The organism is Rhodanobacter hydrolyticus (genome assembly GCF_044904645.1).
Genome location: NZ_JADIKK010000008.1, coordinates 3,020,052 through 3,046,555, shown reverse-complemented (window position 1 = coordinate 3,046,555; position 26,504 = coordinate 3,020,052). Strand labels below are relative to the sequence as shown.

Annotated in this window: 27 protein-coding genes; 2 read left to right on the top strand and 25 right to left on the bottom strand. The window is 66.9% G+C overall.

Annotated features, from left to right (window positions below; translation table 11 throughout):
• Positions 1 to 42 precede the first annotated feature (42 nt).
• From ISP25_RS16275 to ISP25_RS16260, 4 genes are read right to left on the bottom strand one after another with little or no spacing between them, the layout of a single operon-like run.
• Positions 43 to 1,773 (bottom strand): methyl-accepting chemotaxis protein, encoded by a 1,731-nt coding sequence (locus ISP25_RS16275; protein ID WP_404615365.1) that lies wholly within the window; start codon positions 1,771 to 1,773, stop codon positions 43 to 45.
• A 34-nt stretch (positions 1,774 to 1,807) separates the two neighbouring features.
• Positions 1,808 to 3,823, bottom strand: a complete 2,016-nt coding sequence (locus ISP25_RS16270; RefSeq protein ID WP_404615363.1) for a chemotaxis protein CheA — start codon at positions 3,821 to 3,823, stop codon at positions 1,808 to 1,810.
• A gap of 10 nt (positions 3,824 to 3,833) precedes the next feature.
• Positions 3,834 to 4,196, bottom strand: coding sequence for a response regulator (locus tag ISP25_RS16265; RefSeq protein ID WP_192159649.1), 363 nt, complete (start codon positions 4,194 to 4,196; stop codon positions 3,834 to 3,836).
• Positions 4,197 to 4,208: 12 nt separating this feature from the next.
• Positions 4,209 to 4,538, bottom strand: a complete 330-nt coding sequence (locus ISP25_RS16260; RefSeq protein ID WP_404615361.1) for an STAS domain-containing protein — start codon at positions 4,536 to 4,538, stop codon at positions 4,209 to 4,211.
• A gap of 360 nt (positions 4,539 to 4,898) precedes the next feature.
• Between ISP25_RS16260 and fliK the strand changes: the two genes are divergently transcribed.
• A complete protein-coding gene (fliK, locus tag ISP25_RS16255) occupies positions 4,899 to 6,128 on the top strand; it encodes a flagellar hook-length control protein FliK (protein ID WP_404615359.1) in 1,230 nt (409 codons plus the stop codon).
• Positions 6,125 to 6,397, top strand: a complete 273-nt coding sequence (locus tag ISP25_RS16250; RefSeq protein ID WP_404615357.1) for a flagellar biosynthesis protein — start codon at positions 6,125 to 6,127, stop codon at positions 6,395 to 6,397. The genes fliK and ISP25_RS16250 overlap by 4 nt, the downstream gene beginning before the upstream one ends.
• A 302-nt stretch (positions 6,398 to 6,699) precedes the next feature.
• On the opposite strand, the gene ISP25_RS16245 is transcribed toward ISP25_RS16250, so the two are convergent.
• The 21 genes from ISP25_RS16245 to ISP25_RS16145 form a co-directional block, all read right to left on the bottom strand.
• Entirely contained in the window at positions 6,700 to 8,250 is a 1,551-nt protein-coding gene (locus ISP25_RS16245; protein WP_404615356.1) for a methyl-accepting chemotaxis protein, read from the bottom strand.
• A gap of 300 nt (positions 8,251 to 8,550) precedes the next feature.
• Positions 8,551 to 8,901: a DUF2802 domain-containing protein gene (locus ISP25_RS16240; RefSeq protein WP_192159637.1), complete on the bottom strand. Its 351-nt coding sequence runs from the start codon at positions 8,899 to 8,901 to the stop codon at positions 8,551 to 8,553.
• Positions 8,891 to 9,370: a chemotaxis protein CheW gene (locus tag ISP25_RS16235; protein WP_192159634.1), complete on the bottom strand. Its 480-nt coding sequence runs from the start codon at positions 9,368 to 9,370 to the stop codon at positions 8,891 to 8,893. The genes ISP25_RS16240 and ISP25_RS16235 overlap by 11 nt, the downstream gene beginning before the upstream one ends.
• A gap of 28 nt (positions 9,371 to 9,398) precedes the next feature.
• Positions 9,399 to 10,481: a flagellar motor protein MotD gene (gene motD, locus ISP25_RS16230; RefSeq protein ID WP_404615353.1), complete on the bottom strand. Its 1,083-nt coding sequence runs from the start codon at positions 10,479 to 10,481 to the stop codon at positions 9,399 to 9,401.
• The gene (locus ISP25_RS16225) at positions 10,478 to 11,218 is read right to left on the bottom strand and encodes a flagellar motor protein (protein ID WP_192159630.1); all 741 of its coding nucleotides are present in this window, start codon (positions 11,216 to 11,218) and stop codon (positions 10,478 to 10,480) included. Before ISP25_RS16225 ends, motD begins: the two co-directional genes overlap by 4 nt.
• A 5-nt stretch (positions 11,219 to 11,223) precedes the next feature.
• Positions 11,224 to 13,128 carry a chemotaxis protein CheA gene (locus tag ISP25_RS16220; RefSeq protein WP_404615351.1) on the bottom strand — a complete coding sequence of 635 codons (1,905 nt, stop codon included), beginning with the start codon at positions 13,126 to 13,128 and terminating at the stop codon, positions 11,224 to 11,226.
• Between the two features lie 12 nt (positions 13,129 to 13,140).
• On the bottom strand, positions 13,141 to 13,782 hold the full coding sequence (locus tag ISP25_RS16215) for a protein phosphatase CheZ (RefSeq protein WP_192159625.1): 642 nt from the start codon (positions 13,780 to 13,782) through the stop codon (positions 13,141 to 13,143).
• Complete coding sequence (cheY, locus tag ISP25_RS16210) at positions 13,779 to 14,186, bottom strand: chemotaxis response regulator CheY (RefSeq protein WP_192159623.1); 408 nt, start codon at positions 14,184 to 14,186, stop codon at positions 13,779 to 13,781. Before cheY ends, ISP25_RS16215 begins: the two co-directional genes overlap by 4 nt.
• A gap of 52 nt (positions 14,187 to 14,238) precedes the next feature.
• Positions 14,239 to 14,967: an RNA polymerase sigma factor FliA gene (locus tag ISP25_RS16205; protein ID WP_192159620.1), complete on the bottom strand. Its 729-nt coding sequence runs from the start codon at positions 14,965 to 14,967 to the stop codon at positions 14,239 to 14,241.
• Entirely contained in the window at positions 14,964 to 15,905 is a 942-nt protein-coding gene (locus ISP25_RS16200) for a MinD/ParA family ATP-binding protein (protein WP_192159618.1), read from the bottom strand. Before ISP25_RS16200 ends, ISP25_RS16205 begins: the two co-directional genes overlap by 4 nt.
• A gap of 20 nt (positions 15,906 to 15,925) precedes the next feature.
• The gene (gene flhF, locus ISP25_RS16195) at positions 15,926 to 17,332 is read right to left on the bottom strand and encodes a flagellar biosynthesis protein FlhF (protein WP_404615348.1); all 1,407 of its coding nucleotides are present in this window, start codon (positions 17,330 to 17,332) and stop codon (positions 15,926 to 15,928) included.
• A gap of 128 nt (positions 17,333 to 17,460) precedes the next feature.
• Entirely contained in the window at positions 17,461 to 19,551 is a 2,091-nt protein-coding gene (flhA, locus tag ISP25_RS16190) for a flagellar biosynthesis protein FlhA (protein WP_404615346.1), read from the bottom strand.
• An 18-nt stretch (positions 19,552 to 19,569) separates the two neighbouring features.
• Positions 19,570 to 20,703, bottom strand: a complete 1,134-nt coding sequence (flhB, locus tag ISP25_RS16185) for a flagellar biosynthesis protein FlhB (RefSeq protein WP_404615344.1) — start codon at positions 20,701 to 20,703, stop codon at positions 19,570 to 19,572.
• A 14-nt stretch (positions 20,704 to 20,717) separates the two neighbouring features.
• Positions 20,718 to 21,488: a flagellar biosynthetic protein FliR gene (gene fliR, locus ISP25_RS16180; protein ID WP_404615342.1), complete on the bottom strand. Its 771-nt coding sequence runs from the start codon at positions 21,486 to 21,488 to the stop codon at positions 20,718 to 20,720.
• A complete protein-coding gene (fliQ, locus tag ISP25_RS16175; RefSeq protein WP_192159607.1) occupies positions 21,485 to 21,754 on the bottom strand; it encodes a flagellar biosynthesis protein FliQ in 270 nt (89 codons plus the stop codon). The genes fliR and fliQ overlap by 4 nt, the downstream gene beginning before the upstream one ends.
• 25 nt (positions 21,755 to 21,779) lie before the next feature.
• Positions 21,780 to 22,616 (bottom strand): flagellar type III secretion system pore protein FliP, encoded by an 837-nt coding sequence (fliP, locus tag ISP25_RS16170; RefSeq protein ID WP_404615340.1) that lies wholly within the window; start codon positions 22,614 to 22,616, stop codon positions 21,780 to 21,782.
• Positions 22,613 to 23,014: a flagellar biosynthetic protein FliO gene (gene fliO, locus ISP25_RS16165; RefSeq protein WP_404615338.1), complete on the bottom strand. Its 402-nt coding sequence runs from the start codon at positions 23,012 to 23,014 to the stop codon at positions 22,613 to 22,615. The genes fliP and fliO overlap by 4 nt, the downstream gene beginning before the upstream one ends.
• Before the next feature lie 7 nt (positions 23,015 to 23,021).
• Positions 23,022 to 23,369 carry a flagellar motor switch protein FliN gene (gene fliN / locus ISP25_RS16160; protein WP_192159605.1) on the bottom strand — a complete coding sequence of 116 codons (348 nt, stop codon included), beginning with the start codon at positions 23,367 to 23,369 and terminating at the stop codon, positions 23,022 to 23,024.
• Complete coding sequence (fliM, locus tag ISP25_RS16155; RefSeq protein ID WP_192159603.1) at positions 23,366 to 24,382, bottom strand: flagellar motor switch protein FliM; 1,017 nt, start codon at positions 24,380 to 24,382, stop codon at positions 23,366 to 23,368. Before fliM ends, fliN begins: the two co-directional genes overlap by 4 nt.
• 10 nt (positions 24,383 to 24,392) lie before the next feature.
• Positions 24,393 to 24,866, bottom strand: coding sequence for a flagellar basal body-associated FliL family protein (locus ISP25_RS16150; RefSeq protein WP_404615336.1), 474 nt, complete (start codon positions 24,864 to 24,866; stop codon positions 24,393 to 24,395).
• A gap of 304 nt (positions 24,867 to 25,170) precedes the next feature.
• Positions 25,171 to 26,475, bottom strand: a complete 1,305-nt coding sequence (locus tag ISP25_RS16145) for a flagellar hook-length control protein FliK (RefSeq protein ID WP_404615334.1) — start codon at positions 26,473 to 26,475, stop codon at positions 25,171 to 25,173.
• Between the last annotated feature and the right edge of the window lie 29 nt (positions 26,476 to 26,504).

Here is a 26,504-nt window from a genome sequence, read left to right as displayed (position 1 = left end):
CGGCCGCGATGCCTCGACATCGGGCGCGCCGGAAACCCAGAATCAGAACTCTGTCCAACCGCTATCGGCACGCGCAGCCGCGGCTGCAGGCGACCGTACCGGGCGCGCCAGCTCGCGCGACGCCGACACCTTGCGTGCCGCCACCGGCACCGGCTTGATCGCCTGCACCTCCTGCACCGCTTCGGCCTTGGCCATGGCGCCGTCCAGCCGGAAGAACGCCGTCTGCCGCCGCAGCGCCGCCGCCTGCTCCTGCATCGCCTGCGCCGCCGCGGCCGCCTGTTCCACCAGCGCCGCGTTCTGCTGCGTCACTTCATCCATCTGCATCACCGCCCGATTCACCTGGTCGATGCCCGACGACTGCTCCTGGCTCGCCGCCGCGATCTCCGCCACGATGTCGGTGACCTTGCACACGCTCTCCACGATTTCCGACAGCGCCGTGCCGGTCTGCTCCACCAGCGCACCGCCGGCTTCCACCCGCTCCACGCTCTCGCCAATCAGCGCCTTGATCTCTTTCGCCGCCGCCGCGCTGCGCTGCGACAGGCTGCGCACCTCGCTCGCCACCACCGCAAAGCCACGGCCCTGCTCCCCTGCGCGCGCCGCTTCCACCGCCGCGTTCAGCGAGAGCAGGTTGGTCTGGAACGCGATCTCGTCGATCAGGCCCACGATGTCGCTGATCTTCCGGCTCGAGGCCGTGATCTCCGCCATCGCCGATACCGCCTGCGACGCCACCTTGCCGCCGCGCTCGGCCTGCTCCCGCGCGCCGCCCGCCAACTGGTTGGCATGGCTCGCGTTTTCCGCGTTCTGCTTCACCGTCGCGGTCATCTCTTCCATCGAGGCCGCCGTCTCTTCCAGGCTCGACGCCTGCTCCTGGGTACGCTGGCTCAGGTCGTCGTTGCCGCGCGCGATCTCCAGCGCCGCGCCGCTCACCACCTGCGAGCCCTGCTGCACCTGCCCGATCACCTCCACCAGCTTCACGTGCAGCCGCTGCATCGCGTGCATCATGCTGCCCGGCGGGAGCTCGAGCTTCTCCGCCCCGCCCAGCGACAGGTCGCCGTCCGCCATCCGCCCGGTCATCTCCACCGCGAACGACGGCTCGCCTCCGATGCTTCGCCGGATGCTGCTCATCGACAGCCACACCAGCGCGATCACCAGCGCACCCACCGCGCTGGCCCACAGCAAATCCAGGGTCAGTTCGCGATGGAACTGCGCGTCGATGTCGTCGAAATAGGCGCCCGTGCCGATGTGCACGTTCCACGGCTTGAACGGTTGCGAATACGCCATCTTGCCCACGACTTTCATGCTGGGCGGCTTCGGCCAGTCGTAATAGGTGATGCCGCCGCCATCCTTCGCATCGACGTCGTGGATGGCCTGATAGAGCAACACGCCGTTCTGGTCGGCCGTGTCGCGCACGTTGCTGCCTTCGCTTTTCAGCAACACCGGGTGCATCAGCAAGGTGTAGTCGTCGCCGAACACGAAGATGTATCCGGCCCCGTTGTTCCAGCGCATGGCGCGGAGCTGCGCCAATGCCTGCTTCTCGGCTTCCGCCTCGCTGAACTCGCCTTTCTGCGCGCGATCATGGAAACCTTGCGCCACCGACACCGCGGACTCGATATGGCCGCGCAACAGGTTCTGCAATCCATCCATCTGCTTGGTGCGGCTTTGCAGGGCGTTCATCAAGGTGAGGCCGAACAGGCCGGCCACCACCACCACGACCACCAGCACCGTCCGCGCGTTGACGCTCAGGCGATGGAACGACCAGTTCGCGGACGACATCTGCCTTCCCCCTGTTTCGCGCACCAATCGGCGATCAGGCTGCCTTGCTGCGCCGCCCGAGGCGCGCCACCCCCCCCACGTCGACAATCAGCGCCACCGAACCGTCACTGACGATGGTGGCGCCCGATACGCCTTGCACTCGCTCGTAATGCTTTTCCAGCGACTTGATGACCGCCTGCTGTTGACCGACCAGTTCATCGACCAGCAAACCAACACGCTGACCCTCGTCCTCCACCACCACCACGATGCCGCGCTCGACCTCCGCGATGGCATTGGCGCAACCGAAGGCGCGGTGCAGCCGGATGACCGGCAGGTACTCCCCGCGGAACTGGAACACTTCGCCGCCGCCGGCAATCTTGCGCACGGCATCGGCCGGCAGGCGCAGCGATTCGACGATGGAGATCAGCGGCACGATGTAGCGTTCCTCGCCCACCTCGGTGACCAGGCCATCGATGATGGCCAGCGTCAACGGCAAGGCGATGGTGAAGGTACTGCCCTTGCCGGCCACGCTCTTCACGCTCACGCTGCCGCCGAGGTCGCGCACGTTGCGGCGCACGACATCCATGCCTACGCCGCGACCGGAAAGGTCGGTGGCCTGTGCTGCGGTGGAAAAGCCGGGCTGGAAGATCAGCTCGGCCACTTCGTCGTCGCTGAGCTGGTGGCCTGGCTTGACCAGGCCGCGCTCGATGCCCTTGGCAAGGATGCGCTCGTGGTTGAGTCCGGCACCGTCGTCGCTGATGCGTACCACGATGTTGCCGCCTTCGTGATGCGCATCCAGCGTGAGCGTGCCGGCCTCGGGCTTGCCCGCGGCACGCCGCTGCGCGGGCATCTCCAGACCGTGGTCGATGGCATTGCGCACCAGGTGCACCAACGGATCGCCGATCTTCTCCAGCACCGTCTTGTCCAGCTCGGTTTGCTCGCCTTGCAGTTCCAGCCTCACCTGCTTGCCCAGCTTGCGTTCGAGGTCGCGCACCAGCCGCGGGAAGCGGTTGAACACGGAGCCGATCGGCAGCATGCGGATGCGCATCACGCTTTCCTGCAATTCGCGCGTGTTGCGTTCGAGCTGGGCCAGGCCTTCGCGCAACCGCTCCAGCTGCGACAGATCGAAGTTCTCGCCAATGTTGTTGAGCATGGACTGCGTGATGACCAGCTCGCCCATCATGTCGATCAAGGCATCGACCTTGTCGATACCCACGCGGATCGATCCCCCCTCGCCACCGCCACCGCCACCGCCGCCCGCGGCCGCTTCGCGGGCGGGCGCAGCCGCGGGAACCACGGCGGAAGGGGCGGAAGAGACGGGGGCTGCGGCTGGTGCGGCCTGTTCTGCCGGCGCCGCGGCCAGCGGTTCGATGGCGAGCTCGCAATCGCCGTCCAGCCATTCGAACACCGCATCGAGATCGCCGCGCGCCACCGCGCCGTGCAGGCGCAATTCCCAGCCCATGTAGCACTGGCTTGGGTCGAGCGCCGCGAAATCCGCAGGAGCAGCGTCGCTGACGAAGGCGCGCACCACTTCAAGTGTTCCGAGCTGTTGCAACTCCCGGAACAGGCGCAACGGCTCGTTGCCGGTCTGCAGCAGGTGGGGCATCGCGACGAAACGGATGCCCCAGCCGGCTACCGGCGCGGCAGTGGCCTTTGCGGCCGCAGGCGCGGCCGCGATCTTGCCTTCCACCAGCTCCGTCAATTCAGCGCGCAATGCCTCGCTGGTCGCATCGGCCGCGGGCTGGTGCTTGGCGGTGCGGTCGAGCATGGCACGCAGGCAATCGACCGAGCGCAGCAGGAGATCGGTCAGGCCGGTGTCCACTGCACGACGCTCGCTGCGCACCTCTTCCAGCAGCGATTCGGCCACGTGGGTGAACGCGGCCACGTCGGCGAAGCCGAACGTTGCCGCGCCGCCCTTGATGGAGTGCGCCGCACGGAAGATGGTGTGCACCAACTCGTGGTCGGTCGAACCCGAGTCCAGTGCCAGCAATGCCGCCTCCATCGCGTCGAGGCCTTCCAGGCTTTCTTCGAAGAAGGTCTTGTGGAACTGTGACAGGTCGACCGCGCCCATGTGTTCTTCCTCAGCCCAGCACGCGCTTGACGGTCGCCAGCAATTGTTCGGGATCGAACGGCTTGACCAGCCAGCCGGTGGCGCCAGCGGCCTTGCCTTCCATCTTCTTCTCGGTGTTCGACTCGGTGGTGAGCATCAGGATGGGGACGCCCTGGTACTCGGGCTTGGCGCGCAGCGCGCGCACCATGCTGATGCCGTCCATCACGGGCATGTTGACGTCGGCCAGCACCAGGTCGAACGCACCCGCGCCGGCCGCGTCCAGCGCCAGCTGGCCATTCTCGGCCTCGGTCACCTCGTGGCCCGCGCCACGCAGGGTGAAGGCCACCATGCCGCGCATCGAAGCCGAATCGTCTACCGCCAGGATCTTTGCCATGCTCCCACCTCGTTAGGCCGGCCCAACGGCCGGCAGTTCCAGAATCCGCGCCAGCCCCAACAGGCTGGCTGCATCGTTCAAAGCCGTGCTGACGGAGCGCCAGGACAGCGTGCCGCTGCGCGCATCAAGCGCGCGTCGAAACAGCACCAGCAATTGCAGCGCGGCCGTGTCCACGCGCTCCACCTGGCTGCCGTCGAACTCGATCGCGCCACCGCGCAGCGCCTCCGACAATTCGGCTTGCAGCGCGGCCTGGGCACCTATGCGGCAGTCCGCCGGCAGTACCACCGTCGCCACTTCGTCGTGCTGCTCGCCATCCCGCTTTGCCGCCCGTTTGCCGGCCATGCCTTGCGCTCCGTTCGCGCCCGATGGCGCTGACAAATGGGCTTATCGACCGCCACGGGGCATGCTTTAGGGACAGGAGCCCGTTTCCCAGGCGCCACGCATCCGGAGCGCACTGGCATACGGACCATATGCGGCGATGGCGCAGGCGCGCCTGGATCCGCCCGATCTCCCGGATCCGTCTCTGAACGGCACTGACCAGACGAGCGGACGACGACTGTTTGCGATTGGAAGGCAATCCGCGGGGCGCTTGGCGGTTGGGGACAGCCCCCGCTTGTAGAATCACCTCAAGTTTCTGCGCAATTGGCCGATTTCCGACGGGACAACCCTAGCCGTGTCCGCAATCCACTTGCAGGAACCACTTTGAACATCCAGCCGATCACCAGTGTTGCCGCCCTGACCTGGGCCGGCGCTGCCGCAGGCAGCGCGGCGCAGAGTTGGCGCATTGGCAGTGTGCTGCTGGCGCGACCGCTGGGCCTGAGCCCGCAGGGCTTGCAGGTGGTGCAGATCGGCAACATCGCGGTGGAAACGGACGTGGCGGGCGGCCAACTGCCGGCGCAGTTCCAGGTGCGCGTATTGAGCCTTGGCCCCCTGCCGCAAATGGAGGTGGTCGGGCAGCAGTCCTTCGATCCCGTCCTGCAGCGCGCCCTGCGCGAAAGCCTGCCGCAGCAGAATGGTTACGCGCCCTTGCTGGCCACGCTCGATGCATTGGCGGAGCGACCCGTGCTGCGCCTGCTGCCACCCGACCTGCGCGGCGCGCTGGCCATGCTGGAACAGGCCATGCACAGCCCGGCGGAAATCGCCAGCGGCGAAGGCCTGCGTATGGCTATCGAACGCAGCGGCGTGTTCCTCGAATCCCTGCTCGCCAATCCGCAAAGCTATACCGCGGCACCCATGCAGGACGACTGGAAGGCGGCGCTGCTGCGCCTGGCCAGCGTACTGCTCGACCGGGTCGATGCTGCCCCGGAGACTCCGAACAACCCAGGCGACACCCAGGTTGAATACGAGGGGGCATATGCCAGCACCCCGCGTACAGCCGCGGCGGCACCGGACAGCCGCAGCGATACCCCGCCTCCGCTGCTGCAGCGGGGCCTGCAGGCACAGCCGCGCGCGGAGCTGCCGCCGGCGCTGCTGGACGACAACGTGCAACCCCTGCTGGATCGCCTGCAAGGCGACGTGCGCGGCGCACTGGCGCGGATCGAGGTGGCGCAACTGGAGTCCGGCAACGGGCCGCTGCCGGCATGGATGATCGAGATCCCGTTGCAGGGCGAGCATGGCCGCGACGTGCTGCAGTTGCGGTTGGAATACACCGCCGATGCCAACGACGGCAGCCGCGGCTGGAACCTCGGCTTCGCACTCGACCTGCCCGCGCTGGGCGCGGTGCAAGGCGAACTGCAATTGCGCGAACCGCGCCTTTCGGTGCGTCTGTGGGCCGCCCAGTCCGATACCGTGCAGCGATTGGAACGCCAGTTCACCGCCCTGCGCCATCGGCTGGCCGCCTGCGGCCTGCTGCTCGACCAATTGAGCTGCCAGCTTGGCTTGCCCGAGCCGCCGAACCGCTACAGTGCCGTGCTGCTGCAGGCCACCGCATGAACACGCCAACCTTCACCGCGCCCCCACGCAAGGTCACCCTGCGCCTGTCGGGCGGCGGCAGCAGCGAATCCCGCACGATACCGCCCGAATCGCTGGAAGCCATGCGCGCACGGGCGCAGGCCCTCGGCCTGCCGCTGCACCCTGACCCGCAGATCGCCGCCCTGCTGGCCGGCCTGCGCCTGCGCGACGACGTACCGGTGCTGCTTTACGCTGCGGCGGCCTCCGTGCTGGCCGCGGTCTACGATGCGGCGGAAGAGCCGCAGGGCTGAGAACCTGTTCAAAATCTCCAGGCGACGATAGTTCCGTCGGATTGAATCAGGCCTTTCCTTGCGCCGCCCCGCCTTGCTCCGGGCTCTTGCTGCCCGCCCTTTCGAGCCAGCTTCGCTGTTCGCTACCGCTGCTGCGGTGGCTGGCGCCCAGCAGAGAAAGGCGGCTCGGTCAGCGACAGGCGACCGAAACCGCTTTGCTACTTGCGATAACGCAGAACATCCGCGCCGCAAATCGGAAAGGGCGGACTGGAGACCGTGGATGGGTATCCAAGCGGTGTGCTTCCGCCACCGCTCGTCCGGCATCAAGCTTCCGACAGTTGGAACGTGGACACCGCGCTGCTCAATTCGCGCGCCTGCTCATTGAGCGACTGTGCGGCCGCGGCAGCCTCTTCCACCAGCGCCGCGTTCTGCTGGGTCATGCGGTCCATCTGCGTCACGGCCTGGTCGACTTGCTCGATGCCGCGGCTCTGCTCCTCGGACGCCGCGGCGATCTCGGCGACGATGTCGGACACACGGCGGATCGCCTGCCTGACCTGCCCCATGGCCTCGCCGGCTTCCGCTGCCTGCTTCGCGCCGCCTTCGACCATCGACACCGACGCGCCGATCAGCTCCTTGATCTCCTTCGCCGAAACCGCCGAACGTTGCGCGAGGCTGCGCACCTCGCTCGCCACCACCGCGAAGCCGCGGCCCTGCTCGCCCGCGCGCGCCGCCTCCACCGCCGCGTTGAGCGCGAGGATGTTGGTCTGGAACGCGATGCCTTCGATCACGGCGGTGATCTCGGAAATCTTGGACGAGTTGCCGCTGATTTCACCGATGGTGGTGACCATCGCCTGCACCGCGTCGTTGCCGCTGTCCGCCAGGCGGCTGGCACCATTCGCCAGATTGTTGGCCTGCTTGGCGTTGTGCGCATTGTGCTTTACCGTCTCGGTCAGCTCGGTCATGCTGGCCGCGGTTTCTTCCAGCGACGCAGCCTGCTCTTCGGTGCGCGAGGAGAGATCCAGGTTGCCGGTGGCGATTTCATCCGAGGCTTGCGCCACCGCACTGGACGATGCCTGGATGCGGCGCACGGTCGAGGAGAGCTGCTCGTCCATTGTTTTCAGCGCCGTCAGCAACTGGCCGAATTCGCCGCCGACATCGACCTCCAGACGGTTGTCCAGCCGGCCGCTGGCGATTTCGCCAGCCACGCCGATGGCGCGTTCCAGCGGGCGCAGCACCGCTCGCAGCAACCATATGCTGGCGACGATGGCGATGAGCAAGCCGACGACGACGAGGACGATCGCAACGGTGAGGATCGTGTGGTAGGTCGAACCGACCTGCATCATCGCGTCCGCGGCCTGTGCCCGATTGTTCGCCACATCCTCGTCGAGGGCCGCGCTCAGCGCCTCGGCGCCATCGAGGCTCTGGTCGATGAGCCGGACCGCATCGTCATGCTTGCCGGCCTTGAAGGCCGCCATGGTCTGATCCGCGGCCGCCGTGAACACCGGCAACGCGGCATTGATCTTGTCGGCAATGACCCGCTCGTCGCTGCGGGTCACCCAGGCCGGGTAGTAGTGATTCCAGGCCTTCTGGATACGCGCCTCGTCTTTTCCGATGGAAGCGGCGGCGGCGGCGATCGTGGCCTCGTCCGGCTTCGCCTGCGCCAAGCGGTACTGCAGGCGGATGTCGCTCTGCGCGGAACGCACTTCGCCGAGATCGATGATGATCATGGTGTTGCTTTGATACATGTCCGTGGCAAGGCCGTCGACTTCATGCAGGCCCACGGCGCCGAACGTGCCGATGGCCGCCATCAGCACGACGCAGAGACCCAATGCCAGGATGATCTTGAACCGAACCGTTTGCAGCAGACTGCCCATGGGATTCCCTGAGTGATTGTGCAGGCTGCGGCACGCTCCTGAAGCAGCACCCGTCAGGCAATCGCGACATCGCGCGCCCCCATCACGGTAGAGGCGATATCGGCGGGGAAATGGGCGGCTTGAGGCATCAAGTCATTGATTTTTCAAGCAACAATTTGCGCTATTGCGCAATTTATCGCGAGGACGGGACACCCCCGCAGTCGCTGCGCCGGCACGCCTCGCATGCACGGCGATCCTGCACTCATCCTATGGACGCCCCACCGCAAACCCACGGAAAAAACCACGCGGATGTTGCCTGCCTCACACCATCGAAGTGCGCATGGCGAGGATCAGTTGCGCTTCGTCACGCGACAGCCCGCAGCATGCGACCAGTTGCTCCACGTCGGCGCCTTCGCGCGCGAGCTGCTTGGCCAATTCCCAGGAGCGCTCAGGCAACACGGGACGTTCCACCTGGCCGAGCTTGCGCTCTACCCGATCCAACGCCGTCACCAACATCGAGGTCGGCACATCGGTGCCGGCGTCGGCCGCATTCCGCCACAGCGCATCGACACGCTGCTGCAGACGGTGCGACTGCCGCCACAGCTTCACCAGCAGAGCCATCTGACCCACCGCCAGCAGCAACAGGGCGAGCACGCCGGATTCAAGCAACATCGCCGTCGCCTTTGTCCAGCCGGTACAGGCGGCGCGCATCGAGCAGTGCCACGAAACCGTCCTGCCACGACATCACGCCGCAAACCGGGTCGTCGTCGCGGCTGGCTCGCCCGGGAGGCGGCGGCGCGATGTCCAACCCTTCGCTGTTCAGCAACTCGCCCACCGCATCGACCTTGAGGCCGAGCAACTGGCCAGCATACGACATCATCACGATGCGCACCGCCTGCGGGTCGGCCTCGGGCTGTTCCGGCAGGCCGAGCCGGCGACGCCCGTCCATTACCGGCACGATATGCCCGCGCAGATGGCGCACGCCAAGCAGGTCGGTGGCGGAACCCGGCACCGGCGTCAGTTCGTCGTCGCGGATCACCTCGCTGACTTCGGTCAACCGCGCCGCGTAGATCTGTGTGCCGATGCGGAAGGACAGCCAGTGGCTGTCCTCCGACGCCGGGCCTGTGGCCAAGGCATTCATGCGATATCTCCGTGTGCCATGCAACGGATCATGACACGGCTCCAGTCGACGGAGCTGGCGCGGGCACATTGCCCGCAGGGGAGCCGGCATGAGGCGCAGGCACTCCCGATGGCGTGGGCGCATTCTTGGCGGGTTGCGCATCGCCTTTGGCCGCACCCTGCGGCGAGGCTTCGCCCGTCGGCGCGGACGGCGCCGCTTGCATCGGTTCGACGACCTTCACGGTGGGCAAGCTGCCTGACGATGGCGCTTCGGCGATGCCGGGCTGCCGGTCGAGCCCGCCCAGGTCGCTGCGTTCGCGTTGCGGGGCCGAATTCTCGCCCATGACCACCACCAGCACGCGGCGGTTTGCATTGCGGCCGTCCGCGGTGCTGTTGTCGCCCACCGAGTGCGTCTCACCCCAACCGACGATGCCCAGCCGGTCCGGAGTGATGCCTGAGTCCACGAACAGCCGCGCGACGCTGCCGGCGCGCGCCGCCGAAAGCTCCCAGTTCGATGGGAACAGCGTGGTGCTGATCGGCATGTTGTCGGTGAAGCCCTCGACGCGCAGCGAATTGGTGAAGCCGGCCAGCACCGTAGCCAGGTTGCGCAGCACGCCCTGCGCCGGCATGGACAACTGCGCCACGCCACTGGGGAACAGGATGTCGGTACGGATCTCTATTTCCAGCCAACGCCCATTGTTGCGCACCACCACCTGCTTGCTGTCGATCAGCGGCTGCAGCGCCTTGCGCACCTCGGACTCGATGCGCCCTAGGGTCGCTGCTTCGGCCCCTTTGCCGATGTTGCGTCCGTTGCCACCCTGCTCCGCTACCGGGTGCGGCGGAATCGGCACGGCGATCGGCACCATCGCGCCTGCCTGGCCTTCCGGCGTGGCGATGGACGGATCGACGTTGTGCGGCGGCACCCTGGTGGGCGGCATCGGCGCGATGACGTGGCTGGAGCCGTTGAACGCCTCGATCATCGCCTCGGACAGCACGCGGAACTTGCCCTGGTTGACTACCGAGACGGCGTACATCACCACGAAGAACGCCAGCAGCAGGGTCATCAGGTCGGCGTACGGAATCGCCCACGCCTCGTGATTGACGTGTTCTTCGTGCTTGTGCCTGCGGCTCACGACACGTAACCCTGCAAGCGCGCCTCGATCAGGCGCGGGTTGTCGCCTTCGGCGATCGACACCAGACCCTCGATCAGGATTTCGCGCATCCTGGTCTGCTTGCCGATCAGGCTTTTCAGCCGCGCGGCCATGGGCAGCATGAACATGTTGGCCAGGGCGACGCCGTAGATGGTCGCCACGAAGGCCGCGGCGATGCCGTGGCCGAGCTTGCTGGGGTCGGCGAGGTTTTCCATCACCGCCATCAGGCCCATCACCGCACCGATGATGCCCATGGTGGGAGAGAAGATGCCCGCGCTTTCGTACACCTTGGAAGCCGCCAGGTCCTTGGCCTCGCGGGTTTCCATGTCCACTTCAAGCACGTTGCGGATTGCCTCCGGCTCGCCGCCGTCGACCAGCATCTGCAAGCCCTTCTTGATGAACGGATCGGGCTCAGAGTCGATCTGCGGCTCCAGCCCCAGCAGGCCCTGCCGCCGTGAAATCTCGCTCCAACCCACGATGCGGCTGATGAGGTCTTCCGGCCTGTGCTGCGGCGGCTTGTAGATCATGGCCGCAACCTTCAGCGCGTGCCTGAGCACCGCCCCGGAGTTCTGCACCAGCAGGGCAGCCAGCGTGCCGACGAACACGATCACGAATGCGGCTGGGTTCACCAGCGCGCTGACGTGGGCACCCTTGAGGATGGTGCCGACGATGATGACCACGAAACCCAGGATCGTCCCGATGAGGCTGATCAAATCCATGAGATTCAGCCGGTCTGGGCCAAGGGGGCGAAGGATCGCGCGGCGGTGTCGGCCAAGCCGGCCAGATCCATCACCAGCGCCAGCCGGCCGTCGCCGGTGACGGTGGCGCCAGCCACGCCGGGCACGCCGGCGAACAGGTGGCCCAGTGGCTTGACGATGACGTCCTCGCGGCCAAGCACCTCGTGCACCAGGCAGCCCAACCGCTGGTGTCCGATGTGCAGCACCGCGATGTGGCGGACGGATTCGCTCGCCGCACCGGCCCAATCGACCATGTCGACCAACGGCAATGCGCGGCCACGATGGCGGGCCACCAGCCGGCCGTCGAGCAGGCTATCCTGGCCGGTGGCCAGTTCGAAAACCTCTTCCACGTTGCCCAGCGGCAAGCCGAGCAGGCGGTTGCCCACGCGCACCATCAACACGCGCACCACGGCCAACGTCAGCGGCACCGCAAGCTCGAGTTCGCTGCCGTGGCCGAGGCGCGAATGCACGGCCAGCGTGCCGCCCAGTTCGGTGATGCGGGTCTTGACTACGTCCATGCCGACGCCGCGGCCGGAAATGTCCGACACCGTCGCGGCAGTGGAGAACCCGGGGCGGAAGATCAGCTCGTAGCACTCGGTCTCGGAGAGCCGCGCGGCCTGGGCCGCGTCGATCACGCCCTTCTCCACCGCCTTGCGCTTGAGGATCTCCGGATCCATGCCGCGACCATCGTCGGACACGGTGATGACGATGCGCTCGCCGCGCTGACTGGCTGCCAGCACGACGCGCCCCTTGCGTGCCTTGCCTGCGCGTTCGCGGTCGACGGGTTGTTCCAGGCCGTGATCCAGCGCGTTGCGAAGCAGATGGATCAACGGGTCGGCCAGGGCTTCGACCAGGCTGCGGTCGAGGTCGGTACCCTCGCCTTCCAGCACCAGTTCCACCTCCTTGCCGAGTTGGCGGGCAAGATCGCGCACGATACGCGGAAAGCGCTGGAACAGGCGCCCCACCGGCTGCATGCGCATGCCCATCACTGCGCCCTGCAGCTCGTCGGTGATGCGATCCAGCTCGCCGGCCGCCGCGGCCAGGGCCTCGCTGCCATGACGTGCGGCGAGGCTGAGCAGGCGGTTGCGCGCCAGCACCAGCTCGCCGGCATGGTTGACCAATACGTCCAGTCGCGCGGTGTCAACGCGCACGGTGGTTTCAGCTGCCGGAGCCGCGGCCTGGCGCGCAGCGGGCGCTGCAGCCTGTACTACTGGCGTCGCGGCCGGGGCGGATGTCGCAGGCGCGGACGCGTCCTTGCCAGGCTGTCCGCTCGCGCCGTGCAGTGCGTCCAGCAGCGCTTCAAATTCGTCGTCGTCGATGGTGCCAGCAGCGGCCGGCGCAGGCGCCGCCGTCGCTGGCAACGCAACCGGCTCAATGGTGCCGGGTGCCGCGGTGCCGTACAGGCTGTCGAGCAGGGCCTCGAATTCGCTGTCGTCGATGGCCCCGCCAGCTGGCACGGCCGCCGGGGCCGGCGCGGGAACAGGTGCAGGCGCCGGGGCATGCGCGACGGCACCGCGCGGCAGCAATGCCTTGAGCAGTTCCGGCGACGGCATCGCCAGCGGCGAACCCGCGCCGAGTGCCGCCATCATCTCGACCAGCCGGTCCAGTGTCTGCAGCAGGGCATCCATGTAGCTGGCGTCCAGCATCAGGTTGCCATTGCGGGCCAGGTTGAGCAGGTCCTCGGCGTGATGGCACAACTGCACCATCGGCTCCAGCGCGAGGAAGCCGGCACCGCCCTTCACCGTGTGGAAGGCGCGGAACACGGCATTCAGCAACTCGCCATCCTGCGGCGCCGCTTCCAGCCCGACCAGTTGCTCGCCCAGGCGCTCGACGAGTTCGCCGGCCTCGACCAGAAAATCCTGGCGCAGTTCGTTGTCGAAATCGGCATTCACCGCGCGTACCCGTCAGAAACCGAATTCGCTGAGCAGCCGGTCGGCATCCTCTTGGCTGGTCACCTTCGCCACGTCGACCGGTGCCTCGGCTCCGGCCAGCGCACCAGTAAGGCGCACCAGTTCCAGCAGCGAGGATTCCACCGTGCCGATGAAGGCAGAAACTTTCTTGACGCGCTGGCCGGTGAGATCCTGCCAGGACTGCGCCACCACCATGTCAGCGAGGCCGGCGCGGCAGGTTTCGGCGAAGCCCCCCGCCTCGCGCGCCAGCCCGGTGGCCAGCTCGTCGCCAGGCGCGCGCTTGAGCACGTCGTCGGCGCGCTGTGCCAGCGATTCGGCCTGCGGCCGCAGGCGCTCGGCGAAGTCGATGCTGCGATTGGCGGCACTGGCACTCATTTCCAGCACGTCCTGCAGGTGCTGGCGCGCATCGGCGACGATGCCAGGCACACCTTCCTGCGCCAGCTCGCCGCCAAGGCGGCGCATGGCATCGTGCAGTTCACGGGCCAGGTGGCCAAGCGCGCGGAACAGGTGCTGCTCGCGCTGGCGCACCATGCTGTCCAGGGCGTGCTCGAAGGCCGGACCTTCCGGACTGTTCAGCAGGTCGCGCAGTTCGGCCGGCAGGCTCTCGTCGGCAACGAAGGGGATCATGGTGCTCATGCGCTGGCTCCGCTGGCGGCGATCCGCTCGAAGATCTTGGTAAGTTTTTCCCTGAGGGTGACGGCGGTGAATGGCTTGACGACATAGCCGTTCACACCGGCCTGCGCGGCGGCAATGATCTGGTCGCGGTTGTTCTCCGCTGTCACCATCAGCACCGGCAGGCCCTTCAGCGAGGGTTCGGCGCGGATCGCGCGCAACAGGTCGATGCCGGTCATGTTCGGCATGTTCCAGTCGGTCACCACCAGGTCGAACGGCTGGCTGCGCAGCATGGTGAGCGCGTTGTTGCCGTCGTCGGCCTCCTGGATCAGGGTGTTGGTGAAGCCCAGCTCCACCAGCAAGTTCCTGACGATGCGCCGCATGGTGGAGAAATCGTCCACCACCAGGATTTTCATGTTCTTGTCCAAACGTGTGCTCCGCGTGCGTTGCGTTGTACGGGGGTATGCGGGGTGGCTGCGCTCAGGTGCGCCAGCCGGAGAGCTTGCCGCGCAGCCGGATCACGGCCTGGCCGTGGATCTGGCATACGCGCGACTCGCTCACGCCGAGCACGGCGCCGATTTCCTTGAGATTCAATTCCTGCTCGTAGTACAGCGACATCACCAGCTGCTCGCGTTCCGGCAACGCGGTGATGGCCTCGATCAGCGCTTCGCGCATGCCGCTGTGCTCGATGCCCTCGTCGGGTGTCAGGCTGTTCTCGTCGGCCACGTCGAGCACGCCGGTCTCCTCGCCGTCGTCCGACGAGGTGAGGCTGAGCAGGCGTGACGAAAGGGCATCGGCAAGCACCTGGTGATACTCCTCCGCGCTGATGCCGAGCCGCCGGATCACCTCGGCGCCATCCGCCTCGGCACCGGTCTCGGCTTCGATCTGGCGGATGGTCTCGGCCACTTCGCGGGTCTTGCGGTGCACCGAGCGTGGCGTCCAGTCGGCGCGACGCAGCTCGTCCAGCATCGCTCCACGGATGCGGATGCCCGCAAACGTCTCGAAGCTGGCTCCCTTGTCGTTGGCAAAATGGCGTGCCGCTTCGAGCAAACCGATCATCCCCGCTTGGATCAGGTCGCCCACGTCGACGCTGGCCGGCAACCGCCCCATCAGGTGATAGGCGATCCGCCGAACCAACGGCGCATGCCGACGCACAAGCTCGTCGGCACTCTCGCGGGAGAGTTGTAGATATTCCGAAGTCGCGCTCATCCCGGTTTTTCCCCGGCCGAAGCTTCTCGGCCACTGAAGAAGGAGATGCGATCGAGACCCGCGCGACCGGGCTCGACCCACTTATCGACCGACTCGGCCAGTTTCTTGAATGCCCTGGCCGACGGACTCGACGGCCACAGTTCTACCACGGCTGCCTGGCGCTTGATCGCCTGACGTAGACGTTCGTCGTGGGGTACCCAGCCGCTGAACTCCATGGCCACGTCGAGGAAACGGTCGCTGACCCGGGCCAGCTTCTGGTGCAACAGCCGCGCATCGCCCTCGTTGTGCACCATGTTGGCGACCATCCGCAGGCGGCGCACGCCGAAATCGCGGCTGAGCACCTTGGCCAGCCCGTAGGCGTCCGTCAGGGAGGCGGGCTCGTCGCACACCACCAGGATCACCTCGGCGGCGGCGGCGGCGAACATTGTCACGCTGTCGGACAGGCCAGCGGCGGTGTCCACCAGCAGGTATTCGGGGGGCTGCGGCAAATCGTCGAAAGCGCGAATGATCGCGGCCAGCTGGTTGTTGTCCAGCTGCGCCAGCCGGCGCGCACCGGAGCCCGAGGGCACGATCTGCAGGCCGCCCGGCGCAGGCGTCAGCAACGACTCCAGCGTGCATTCGCCATCGAGCATGTGGCCGATGTGCTGCGGAGGCGAAAGGCCGAGCAGCACGTCCACGTTCGCCAACCCGGTGTCGGCATCCAGCAGGATCGTCTCGTGGCCGGCGCTGGCCAACGCCACGCCGAGGTTCACCGCCACCGTGCTCTTGCCCACACCGCCCTTGCCGCCGGCTACCGCGATCGTGCGGCATGGCCGCCGCGCCGACGGTACCGCCGCGAGCAAGCCGTCGGCCTGGTCGCCGGATGCAGCCGCCGTCGCCGGCGATGGCGGCACGACCATCGCGGCCAACAACTGTTGCAATCCCCAAGCCTGGTTCATTACAGATACTCCATTCACATTCATGCTTCAGCCATGGCAAGACCGAAGCGTTCGGCCATCGTATCGTCGTCCGGGTTCGCGCTCGCCTTGGCCGAGCGGGCGGCACGGCATACCAGCTCGCGCGCGTCGGCCGTGGCGATGTCCTCGGGCACGCGCTGCCCGTCGGTAACATAATCCAACGGCAGCCGGTGGCGAATCAGCACCGACAGCGCGCCGCCCAGCCGCGGCGCCTCGTCCAGCTTGGTGAGGATGCAGGCGTGCGGCTTCAGCGCATGATAGGCGTCCACCGCCTCTTCCAGCGAGGCCACCTGCGCATTGGCCGCCAACACCAGGCAGGAACGCAGCTCGCCGGCATCGGCGAGTATCTCCAACTGCTGCGCCAGCCGCGGATCGCTGCCGGCCATGCCGGCGGTGTCGATCAACACGGTATGGCGCCCATGCAGCATCTCCAGCACCTTGCCCAGGCTGCGCGCATCGTAGGCCGGGTAAACCTGCACGCCGAGCAGGCGGCCGTAGTGTTCCAGCTGCGCGGCGGCGCCGATGCGGTAATGATCGGTGCTGACCAGCGCCACCTGGGGGGCGCCATGGCGCATCACCGCCCGCGCGGCGAGCTTGGCGATGGTGGTGGTCTTGCCCACGCCGGTGGGTCCGACCAGCGCGGTGATGCTGCGTTCGTCGGCGCAGAGGTCGCGGCCGCTCACCGTCAGGTTGCGGCTGAGCATGCCCAGCGGCAGATAGCGGGCCTGGTCGGCGTTGATCTGTTCCGGCAGTTCGTCCACCAGGGTGCGCGCGACTCCGGCCTCGATGCCGAGCCGGGTCAATTCGCGCAGGATGCGCGCGCGCAGCGGCTGGCGCCGCTCCATGTCGTTCCAGGCGAGGCTGGACAGCTGCACTTCCAGCATCGAGCGCAGTTCGTTGAAGTCGCTGCGCAGTTGTGCGGTGTCGCGGGCGGCACGCTCCACCAGCGGATGCACTGCCGGCGGCTGTGCAACCGGCGGCCGCACCGTCGCGGCCGGCGCACTGGACGCCGTGACGGACGCAGTGGTGGGTTTGGCGGCAGTCGGCATGGCGTTGTGTGCGCGTTGCGGCACGGTGGCTGGGGCGGAGGTTGGGGCCGGGGTTGGAGCCGGAACCGGCGCCGGCGCGGGGGACCGTACGACCCGGGCCGCCACCTGCTGCACGACGGATCGCGGCGCGGGCGAAGCCTTCGTCTCCGGCTTTGCTGGCGGCTGCAAAGCCACGAGTTCGGGCAAGCCATGCTTGGCCGCCTCGCGCACCAGCGCCTCGTCGTAATCGATCGCAGCGATCACCTCAATACCGTCGTCCAGCCTGCGCGTGGAGAGGATCACCGCATCCGGGCCCTGTTCCTCGCGCACTTCCCGCATCGCCTGACGCATATCGCGCGCCACGAAACGTTTGATCTTCATATGTGTTCGCTCCAGGAGCGGGATTCTCGAACGGGAAACAGGAATCCGGTTGAAGCGTCGCCGCGGGATGTTTGCCGTGACCACTGCCGTTCCGACTGCCTATGCCGCATTCCGCCGATTCCCGGTTCTCAACGCCCCAACGCCTGCACCAAGCGCACCCGACGATTGTCGGGCACCTCGTTGTAAGCCAGTACGTGCAGGTTTTGTGCCACGTGACGGGTAAAGCGCGCGAGCCACGGCCGCAGTTGCGGCGCGACCAGCAGCACGGCCGGTTCTCCGCTCATTTCCTGCTTGCGCGCGGCCTCGGCCACGCCCTGCTGCAGGCGGTCGGCAAGGCCCGGTTCGACCGCCGCTCCCGCCATGCCGCCGCCGGAGATCGAGCCCAGCAGGATCTGCTCCAGTTCCGGTGCCAACGTGACCACCGGGATCTCGGTGCCCAAGCCGGCGATTTCCTGCACGATCTGGCGGCCCAGCGCCACGCGCACGGCGGCGGTAAGCACGCCGGGATCCTGACTCTGGCCGGCGTTCTCCGCCAAGGATTCGACGATGCCGCGCATGTTGCGGATCGGCACGCGCTCGGCCAGCAAATTCTGCAGCACCTTCACCACCACGCCCAGCGTCAGGCGCTTGGGTACCAGGTCCTCGACCAGCTTGGGCGCGCTCTGCGCCAGGCGGTCGAGCAGCTGCTGCACGTCCTGATGGCTGAGCAATTCGTGCGCATGGCCCTGCAGGATGTGCGACAGGTGCGTGGCGATCACCGTGGCCGGATCCACCACGGTGTAGCCATACCCCTGCGCCAGCTCGCGCTGGCCCAATTCGATCCACACCGCTTCCAGTCCGAACGCCGGGTCGCGGGTGGCGATGCCCGGCACCGTGCCATGCACCTGGCCGGGATTGATCGCCAGCAGGCGGTCGGTATGCACTTCGGCCTCGCCCATCGGCACGCCCATCAGCATGATGCGGTAGGCGGTGGGACCGAGGTCGAGGTTGTCGCGGATGTGCACCGCGGGAACCAGGAAGCCAAGCTCCTGCGACAGCTTGCGGCGCACCGACTTGATGCGCCCCATCAATTCGCCGCCCTGGTGCGTGTCCACCAGCGGAATCAAGCGGTAGCCCACTTCCAGACCCAGTGGATCGACCGTGGTGACGTCCTCCCAGCCCAGTTCCACACGCTCGGCAGGGGATGCCTGGGTCGGCGCCGCCGCCGTGTCGACGGCCAGTTGCTGGCGCGTCTCGCGCTGGCGCTTGAACAGCAGCCACGCCGCGCCGCCGCACACGCCGCCCAGCAACAGAAAGGCAAGGTTCGGCATGCCGGGGATCAGGCCCATCACCACCAGCACCGCGGCCGCCACCGCCAGCGCGCGCGGCTGGCCGAATACTTGGCCGGCCAGTTGCCGTCCCATGTCCTGCGCCTTGGAGACGCGGGTGACGATGATCGCCGTGGCTACCGAAAGCATCAGCGCCGGCACCTGTGCCACCAGGCCGTCGCCGATGGTGAGCAAGGTATAGGTCTGCGCCGCTTCGCTGGCGGACAGGCCGTGCTGCATCACGCCCACGAAGAAGCCGCCCACGATGTTGATGAGCAGGATCAGGATGCCCGCGGTGGCGTCGCCGCGCACGAACTTGGAGGCGCCGTCCATCGAGCCGTAGAAGTCCGCTTCCTCGCGCACTTCCTGGCGGCGGTCGCGCGCCTGCTCTTGGTTGATCAGGCCGGCGTTGAGGTCGGCGTCGATTGCCATCTGCTTGCCGGGCATCGAATCCAGGGTGAAGCGCGCGGTCACTTCCGACACGCGGGTAGCGCCCTTGGTCACCACCACGAAGTTGATGATGGTGATGATCGCAAACACCACCAGGCCGACGGCGAAGTTGCCGCCGATGACGAACTCGCCGAAGGCCTCGATCACCTTGCCGGCGGCGGCGGCGCCATCGTGGCCGTGCAGCAGCACCACGCGGGTGGAGGCGATGTTGAGCGCCAGCCGCAGCAGGGTGGCCATCAGCACCACGGTGGGGAACGCGGCGAACTCCAGCGGCCGCATCACGTAGACCACCGCGAGCAGGATCACCAGCGACAGCGCGATGTTGAAGCTGAAGAGGATGTCGAGCAGGAACGGCGGCAGCGGCAACATCATCATCGCCAGCATCACCAGCATCATCACCGGTGCGCCAAGGCCCCGTCGCGCCAGTTGCTTGAAGCTGCCCAGTACCTGCGTGCCCGTCATGGATTTGACTCTTGCCTGTTAGCGATAAGGCCCCATGAGATCCGGATCGATCTCGGGGTTTGGTGCGGCCGGTGGCGCGTCGCCATGCGCCGCAGCCTGCTTGAGCTGGTAGACGTAGACGAGCACCTGGGCCACCGCCACGTAGAGCGCGGCGGGGATCTCCTGATCCAACTTGGTGGTGGCATACAAGGCTCGTGCCAGCGGCGGCGCCTCGACCAGCGGGATGTGGTGGCTGCCCGCCACCTGGCGGATCTGCATGGCCAGCACGTCCACGCCCTTGGCGATTACCCGCGGCGCACCCATGCGGCCATCGTCATAGCGCAGCGCCACCGCGTAGTGGGTGGGGTTGACCACCACCACGTCGGCCTTGGGCAGCTCCTGCATCATGCGCCGCCGCGCCTGCGCCATCTGCACCTGGCGGATGCGACCCTTGATCTCGGGGCTGCCCTCGCTCTCTTTCATCTCGTCCTTGATCTCTTGCCGGCTCATGCGCAGGCGCTTGCCGTGGTCGTACTTCTGGTACACCGCATCGATACCGCCGAGCAGCGCCAGGATGCCGCCGAACCACAGCGCCGATTGGCCCAGCAGGCCCATCGCCTGGGCGATGCCCGTCGCCACCGAACCGCGCCCGGTGGCCTGCAGCGCGTCCTGCCAATGGCGCAGCAGCATCGCGAGCACGCCGCCGATGAAAATGACCTTGAGCAGCGCCTTGGCCAATTCCACCAGCCCGCGCATGGCGAAGATGCGGCCCAGCCCCTCGATGGGGTTTAGCCGCTCGAACTTTGGCTCCAGCGCCTTGCCGCTGAAATTGAGGCCGCCTAGCAGGATCGGGGCGAACAGCGCGGCCAACAGGGTGGCCAGCGCCACCGGCGAGAACAGCGACAACGCCTCATGCAGCGCCGCACCCAACGTGCGTTGCGGCAGCGTGTCGCTGAACAACGCTTCGCGCGAATAGCCCAGGCCCAAGGAAAAGATGCGCCGCGCGTGTTCGAACGCGCGCTCTCCGCTGGTCATCAGGACCGCTACGCCGGCCATCACCACCGCAGCGCCGGAAAGATCGCGCGATCGAGGGATATCGCCCTTTTCGCGCGACTCGCGCAGCCGTTTTTCTGTCGGCTGTTCGGTTTTTTCCTGGTCGCTGTCGTCGGCCACTTCTCAGAATCCGCTTATGACCCAAGAAGCTGCCGCATCAGCTCCCACGCCTGGGTCTGCAAGGCCTCGAAGGCGCCGGGCAAGCTACGCAGCGAAAGCCACAGGGCGACAAAGCCCAGCGTCACCGTGATCGGAAAACCCACCGCGAACAGGTTCATCGCCGGTGCCGCCCGGCTGATCGCCGCAAAGCCGATGTTCACCACCAGCAGCGACGTCATCGCCGGCAAGGCCACACGCACCGCGCCGCCGAACAGCTGCGCACCGAAGGCCAACACCGCGTGCAGGCCTGCCGGGTCGATCGCGGCGGTATGCGACGCCGCGCCGTGGAAGCTGTCAGCGAGCAACTCGATCAATTGCAGATGGCCGTCCATCGCCAGGAATATCAAGCTCACCAGGGTCAGGTAGAACTGGCCCAGCACCCCGGTGCTGCCGCCCGCCTGCGGATCGACGTCCTGGGCGAAACTCAGGCTCATGCTCTGCCCCACCAGGTCGCCGCCGAACTGCACCGCGCCGAATACCAGCTTCAGCACGAAACCCACCACTGCACCGATCACCACCTGTTCCGCCAGGGTGACCACACCGGCAATGCCGACCACATCCACCGTACCGGGCACGAGCGGCGCCAGGATAACGGCGAGAAGCAGGGCCAGGCTCAGGCGCACGCGCGGCAGCATCACCGAAGAGCTGAACACCGGCGCCAGCAGGAACAAGCCGCCCACGCGAGCCAGCGCCCACAGGAAGCGACCCAGCCACGGCAGCAGCAGGGCCACGTCCAGCGTTGTCACCGCACCACTCCCGCCAGGCTCTCAATCAATTGCGTGGTGTACTGCACCAGCAAGTGCAGCATCCATGGACCGGCGATCAGCATCACCAGCGCCATTGCGATCAGCTTGGGAATGAAGGAGAGCGTCATCTCGTTGATTTGCGTGGCCGCCTGCACCACGCCGATCAGCAGGCCCACCACCAGCGCCGTGAGCAGCAGCGGCGCGGCCACCAGCATCGCCACGTACAGCGCGTGCTGGCCGAGCCCCATGATGGATTCGGGCGTCACGGGCGTCCTCCGCAGGCGTGCACGCTCATGTGTAGAAGCTCCCCGCCAACGTGCCCAGCAGCAACGTCCAACCATCCACCAACACGAACAGCATGATCTTGAAGGGCAGCGAGATGATCGTCGGCGACACCATCATCATGCCCATCGACATCAGCACGCTGGCCACCACCAGGTCGATGATGAGGAAGGGGATGAACAACAGGAAACCCATCTGGAATGCGGTCTTGAGCTCCGACGTGAGGAAGGCCGGCATCGCCACCGTGAACGGCACATCGGCCTTGCTCGCGTAGGGTGGCGCGCCGGCCAGCTTGGTGAACAGCGCGAGATCCGCCTCGCGGGTCTGGTCGAGCATGAAGCGCTTGAACGGGGCGGTGGCTGCGGGCAGCGCCTGCTCCGCGCTCATCTGCCCGCTCATGTACGGCTTGACGCCGTCGTCGTAGGCGCGGTTCAACACCGGCGACATCACGAACAGGGTGAGAAACAGCGCCAGTCCGAGCAGCACCTGGTTGGGCGGCGTGGTCTGCGTGCCCAGCGCCTGCCGCAGGAAGCTCAGCACGATGATGATGCGCGTGAACGACGTCATCATCAGCACGATCGCTGGCAGCATGGTCAGCACGGTGAGCAGCGCCAGCATCTGCAAGGACAGCGTCCAGTTCTTGGTGCCGTCCGGCGCGTCGTGCACGCTCAACACGGGCAGGCCCGTATTGCCCAGGCCTGGCGGACTGGCCGGCATAGTCAGCGTCGGCACCGCAGGCGCGGATGCGGCACCGTGCGCCTGGGGCGTAGCCGACGCGAACAGCGGCAACAGCAGCAGGACGAGCGCGAGCAGCCAGCGTGCGCAGCAAATTCGATGTACGCTCACGACCGCCCCTTCCAGCGCGACAGCAGCTGCGCGATATCGGGAACCGCCGGCAGCGCGGGCGGATCGGCCTCGACCGGCGCCGCGCCCTCGTAGACGTGCAAGGTGCGCATGCCTCCCGGCCCCACGCCCACCAGCAGGCGCTTGCCGTCGGCATCGAGCAAGAGCACACGGTCGCGCGCGCCCACCGCCATCGTCTCCACGCAGCGGATGCGTCGACCGCCGGGCCGACTGCGCGCCTGCAGGCGCCGGCTCAGCCAGCCCGCCACGAAGATCAATGCCACCACCGCGACGAGGCTGAGCAGCACGCGCAGCAATTCGCCGCCGACGTTGATGTCGGCCGCCGGCAACGCGGCAGGTGCCAGCGCGACGAAGCCGCTTATTTTTGATTTCCCGGCCACGATCCGCTCACCGCAACTTGCGCACGCGCTCGGCCGGACTGATCACGTCGGTGAGGCGGATGCCGAACTTTTCGTTGATGACCACCACCTCGCCATGCGCGACCAGGGTGCCGTTGACGAACACATCCAGCGGCTCGCCGGCGGCGCGATCCAGCTCCACCACCGAACCCTGGTTGAGCTGCAGCAGGTTGCGGATGCTGATGCGGGTGCGCCCGACTTCCATCGCCAGGGTCACCGGTACGTCCAGGATCATGTCGAGATTGACTTCGCTGTTGCCGCCGGCGGCGCCGCGCAACGAGTCGAACTGAACGCGGTCGCCGCCGTCGTCGATCATGGCTTCATGGGGCTGATTCATGCGATTTCTTCTCTGCTGGTCTGATCGCCGGTGGTGCGCGTTTCGCGCCGCCCGACCTGGGTTTGGAAACGGATGGCATTGCGACCGTTGGCCTGGCCGTAACGGCCACGGAACAGCGGCACGTCCTCGGCATACACGGTGACCACGTCGGGCAACTGGATCGGGATCACGTCGCCTGGGCGCAGGCGCAGGAAATCGCCGACCGTGATATCGAAGTCGAGCAGTTGCGAGCTCAGCGGCACTTCCGCGTCGAGCACCTCGTCGCGCAGCAGCTCGGCCCAGCGGTCGTCGCGGTCCACGCGGTCGCTCTGCACGCCCGCGTCGAGCAAGGTGCGGATCGGCTCGACCATCGCGTACGGCAAGGTCAGATGGATCTCCCCACCGCCGCCGTCCAGCTCGACGTGGAAGCGCGACACCACCACCGTCTCGGTCGGGCTGACGATGTTGGCGAACTGCGGGTTGATCTCGGAATTCTGGTACTCGAACGACAGGCCCAGCACCGGTGCCCAGGCTTCGACCATCGCGCCGAACAGCTCGCCCAGCAGGATCTGGATCACGCGGTTCTCGGTGGCGGTGAAGTCGCGGCCCTCGATACGTGCGTGGAAACGCCCGTCACCGCCGAAGAAGTTGTCGATCACGCTGAATACCAGCCGCGGCTCGAATACCACCAGCGCGGTGCCGCGCAGCGGCTTGATCTTCACCAGGTTCAGGTTGGTCGGCACCACCAGGCCATGCACGTACTCGGCGAACTTGAGCATCTTCACGCCCAGCACCGAGACCTCGCAGGTCTTGCGCAGCACGCCGAACAACGCGGTGCGGAAATAGCGCGCGAAACGGTCGTTGACCATCTCCAGCGTGGGCAGACGACCGCGCACGATGCGGTCCTGCTGGGTGAAGTCGTAGGACAGCACCGCATCGCGCGGCAGCGGCTGGTCGCTGCCGGTTTCCACCGCGCCATCGGTCACGCCGTCGAGCAGCGCGTCGATTTCGTCCTGTGAAAGCAGATCGCTCATGCCGGCAGCCTTACTGCATCACGAAGCTGGTGAAGTACAGCGCGTCGATCCCGGGCTTGCCGGTGCGCTCCTTGACGATCTTCTGCACGGCGGCCAACGCTTGCTCCTGCAGCTTGCGGCGGCCATCGGCGTTGCTGATGATCGAGTACTCCTGGTTGCTGAACAGCGACACCAGCGCGTCGCGCACCACCGGGTTGGCATCCTTCGCCGCATCGAGCGCCTTCTGGTCGTACGACATCAGCGTCACCGACACCTGCAGGTAGCGCAGCGAATCGCCATCCTTGAAATTCACCACGAACGCTGGATCCAGCGGCATGTAGAGATCGACCTTGGGCGCCTCGACAGGTGCATGCGCGGACTTTTGCGCCTGCCAGAAATAGCCGCCACCGGCCAATGCCAGCACGACTACCGCCGCGCCGATCACCATCAAGCGCTTCGACTTGCCCGCCGGTGGTGCCACCCTTGCCTGTTCTTCGTCCGCCATGGAACCCTCAATGCATTCGGTTGTTTTGGGATGCGCGCGGGCGCGTCTACCGAGTCAATGCAATCCACGTGCCACGCACGCCGCACCTTGCCATGAACGCATCCATGGCGGGTGACGTGCGAAAAACCGAGATTGATGGCGCTTTCTTGACGCGCGCCAAACTCATGACATGTCGTGTTGACGACACACGCCATGAAACAGCAGGCGACATTAAACCGATGTCGGCATGCGCACGGGAGGGAAGCCTGCCCACGGATGCCTCGCGCCCTGGAGCGCCTTCCGCACGCGGAGAGCGCCGGGCGGGTCAGGCGAAGGCGTCGAGCAAGCCGATTTGGCTTGTCGTGGCAGCAGAAAGCGATGCGCCCTGCACTTCGCCGACGTCGTCGCCGGAGGAAGCTTGCGCACCGCTGCCGCCTTCGCCGCGCGAATGGCCGCTGCCGCTCTGCTGCTGCCCCACCTCCGCATGGCCCAGCGAAAGGCCATGGCGGTTAAGCATGTTGTCGAGCTGCGGCAGGCTCTGCTGCACGGCCGTGACGGCCGCCGGATGCTGTGCGCTGAACACTACGTCGATGCGGTTCTGATTGACGGTGACGTGCACGTCCAGCGAACCCAGGTCCTGCGGATTCAGCCGGATCTTCGCCTGCTGGACGCCTTGCTGGCCCAGCCACATCACTTGCTGGCCAAGTTCGCCGGCAAAGCCGGCACTGCCCGTCGGCGACGACATTTGCAGCTGCGGCAGTGCAACTGCCTGTGCATTGGCCGTCTGCGGCAGCATGGGTGTCGCGGCGAACGCCAAAGCATCCAGACCGGAGGTGGCCTTGTGCGTGTCGGTTCCCGTGTCCGCAGCCGCACCGGCTGTATTGCCAAGCATGCTGGCGAAGTTCGCCAGCGACACTGCATTGCCTGCGGCGGTGCCTGTCATGACTCCGCCTGTCGCGCCATCGGCAGCCGACGCCTGACCGTTCGCGTTCAGGCCCTGCAACGCCATGGCCGCCTTGGCCTGCCCGGACGACGAGCCGTCCGCCGAAACGGTGCCGTCGTCCGCGTCGGACTGTGCGCCCGCCATGTTGCCGTTTACCTGGCCAAGCATGGCCAGCATGGCACCGGCCAGCGAGGCCGCGCCTTCGTCGTCGGTCGCATCGGTTTTCGACGCAGGCGCTTTCGCCGTGGCGGACGGCGCGGCGTCGCCAGATCCCGTGCCGGTGGCAGTTTGCGCAGTCTGGGCCAGCGCCGCCAGCGCGGCATCCACCGTCTGCCCGTTCGTTGCTGCATTCGTCTTGGACGAAGCATTCGCCGATGCTGTGGATGCCGCACCCGCCGCTGAGGTTGTGGAGGCCGTGCCAACCGTTGCCATGTTCGATTCCTGGGTGGACTTTGCCGCACCCGAAGAGGACGGATCGCCTTGCCTGTTCGCGTCCGGCGTCGGTGCGGGCGGCGTGGCGGACGAAGCGGAGCCTTCGCCGGATTGCGAATTGCGTGCGGCCTGCAGTTGCTGGTCGAACGTATTGCCCGGCGCGTCGCTGCCCGGCGTACTGGAAGGCGCGCTGGCGAGCGTGCTGGGCAGGCTGCTCGCGGCAGGTATCGGGGAAAGCGTGGCGGGTGCTGCCATGGTGAAAAGTCTCCTCTGCCGGCTGGCGG

Excerpts from the sequence above, each read along its gene's own strand:
- ISP25_RS16250 (WP_404615357.1), top strand. The coding sequence starts at position 6,125 with ATGAACACGCCAACCTTCACCGCGCCCCCACGCAAGGTCACCCTGCGC.
- ISP25_RS16260 (WP_404615361.1), bottom strand. The coding sequence starts at position 4,538 with ATGGCCGGCAAACGGGCGGCAAAGCGGGATGGCGAGCAGCACGACGAA.
- ISP25_RS16240 (WP_192159637.1), bottom strand. The coding sequence starts at position 8,901 with ATGTTGCTTGAATCCGGCGTGCTCGCCCTGTTGCTGCTGGCGGTGGGT.
- ISP25_RS16235 (WP_192159634.1), bottom strand. The coding sequence starts at position 9,370 with ATGAATGCCTTGGCCACAGGCCCGGCGTCGGAGGACAGCCACTGGCTG.
- ISP25_RS16275 (WP_404615365.1), bottom strand. The coding sequence starts at position 1,773 with ATGTCGTCCGCGAACTGGTCGTTCCATCGCCTGAGCGTCAACGCGCGG.
- ISP25_RS16205 (WP_192159620.1), bottom strand. The coding sequence starts at position 14,967 with ATGAGCGCGACTTCGGAATATCTACAACTCTCCCGCGAGAGTGCCGAC.
- flhF (WP_404615348.1), bottom strand. The coding sequence starts at position 17,332 with ATGAAGATCAAACGTTTCGTGGCGCGCGATATGCGTCAGGCGATGCGG.
- ISP25_RS16215 (WP_192159625.1), bottom strand. The coding sequence starts at position 13,782 with ATGAGCACCATGATCCCCTTCGTTGCCGACGAGAGCCTGCCGGCCGAA.
- ISP25_RS16265 (WP_192159649.1), bottom strand. The coding sequence starts at position 4,196 with ATGGCAAAGATCCTGGCGGTAGACGATTCGGCTTCGATGCGCGGCATG.
- flhA (WP_404615346.1), bottom strand. The coding sequence starts at position 19,551 with ATGACGGGCACGCAGGTACTGGGCAGCTTCAAGCAACTGGCGCGACGG.
- fliM (WP_192159603.1), bottom strand. The coding sequence starts at position 24,382 with ATGAGCGATCTGCTTTCACAGGACGAAATCGACGCGCTGCTCGACGGC.
- ISP25_RS16245 (WP_404615356.1), bottom strand. The coding sequence starts at position 8,250 with ATGGGCAGTCTGCTGCAAACGGTTCGGTTCAAGATCATCCTGGCATTG.
- ISP25_RS16200 (WP_192159618.1), bottom strand. The coding sequence starts at position 15,905 with ATGAACCAGGCTTGGGGATTGCAACAGTTGTTGGCCGCGATGGTCGTG.
- ISP25_RS16150 (WP_404615336.1), bottom strand. The coding sequence starts at position 24,866 with ATGGCGGACGAAGAACAGGCAAGGGTGGCACCACCGGCGGGCAAGTCG.
- ISP25_RS16270 (WP_404615363.1), bottom strand. The coding sequence starts at position 3,823 with ATGGGCGCGGTCGACCTGTCACAGTTCCACAAGACCTTCTTCGAAGAA.
- ISP25_RS16145 (WP_404615334.1), bottom strand. The coding sequence starts at position 26,475 with ATGGCAGCACCCGCCACGCTTTCCCCGATACCTGCCGCGAGCAGCCTG.
- ISP25_RS16225 (WP_192159630.1), bottom strand. The coding sequence starts at position 11,218 with ATGGATTTGATCAGCCTCATCGGGACGATCCTGGGTTTCGTGGTCATC.
- fliN (WP_192159605.1), bottom strand. The coding sequence starts at position 23,369 with ATGAATCAGCCCCATGAAGCCATGATCGACGACGGCGGCGACCGCGTT.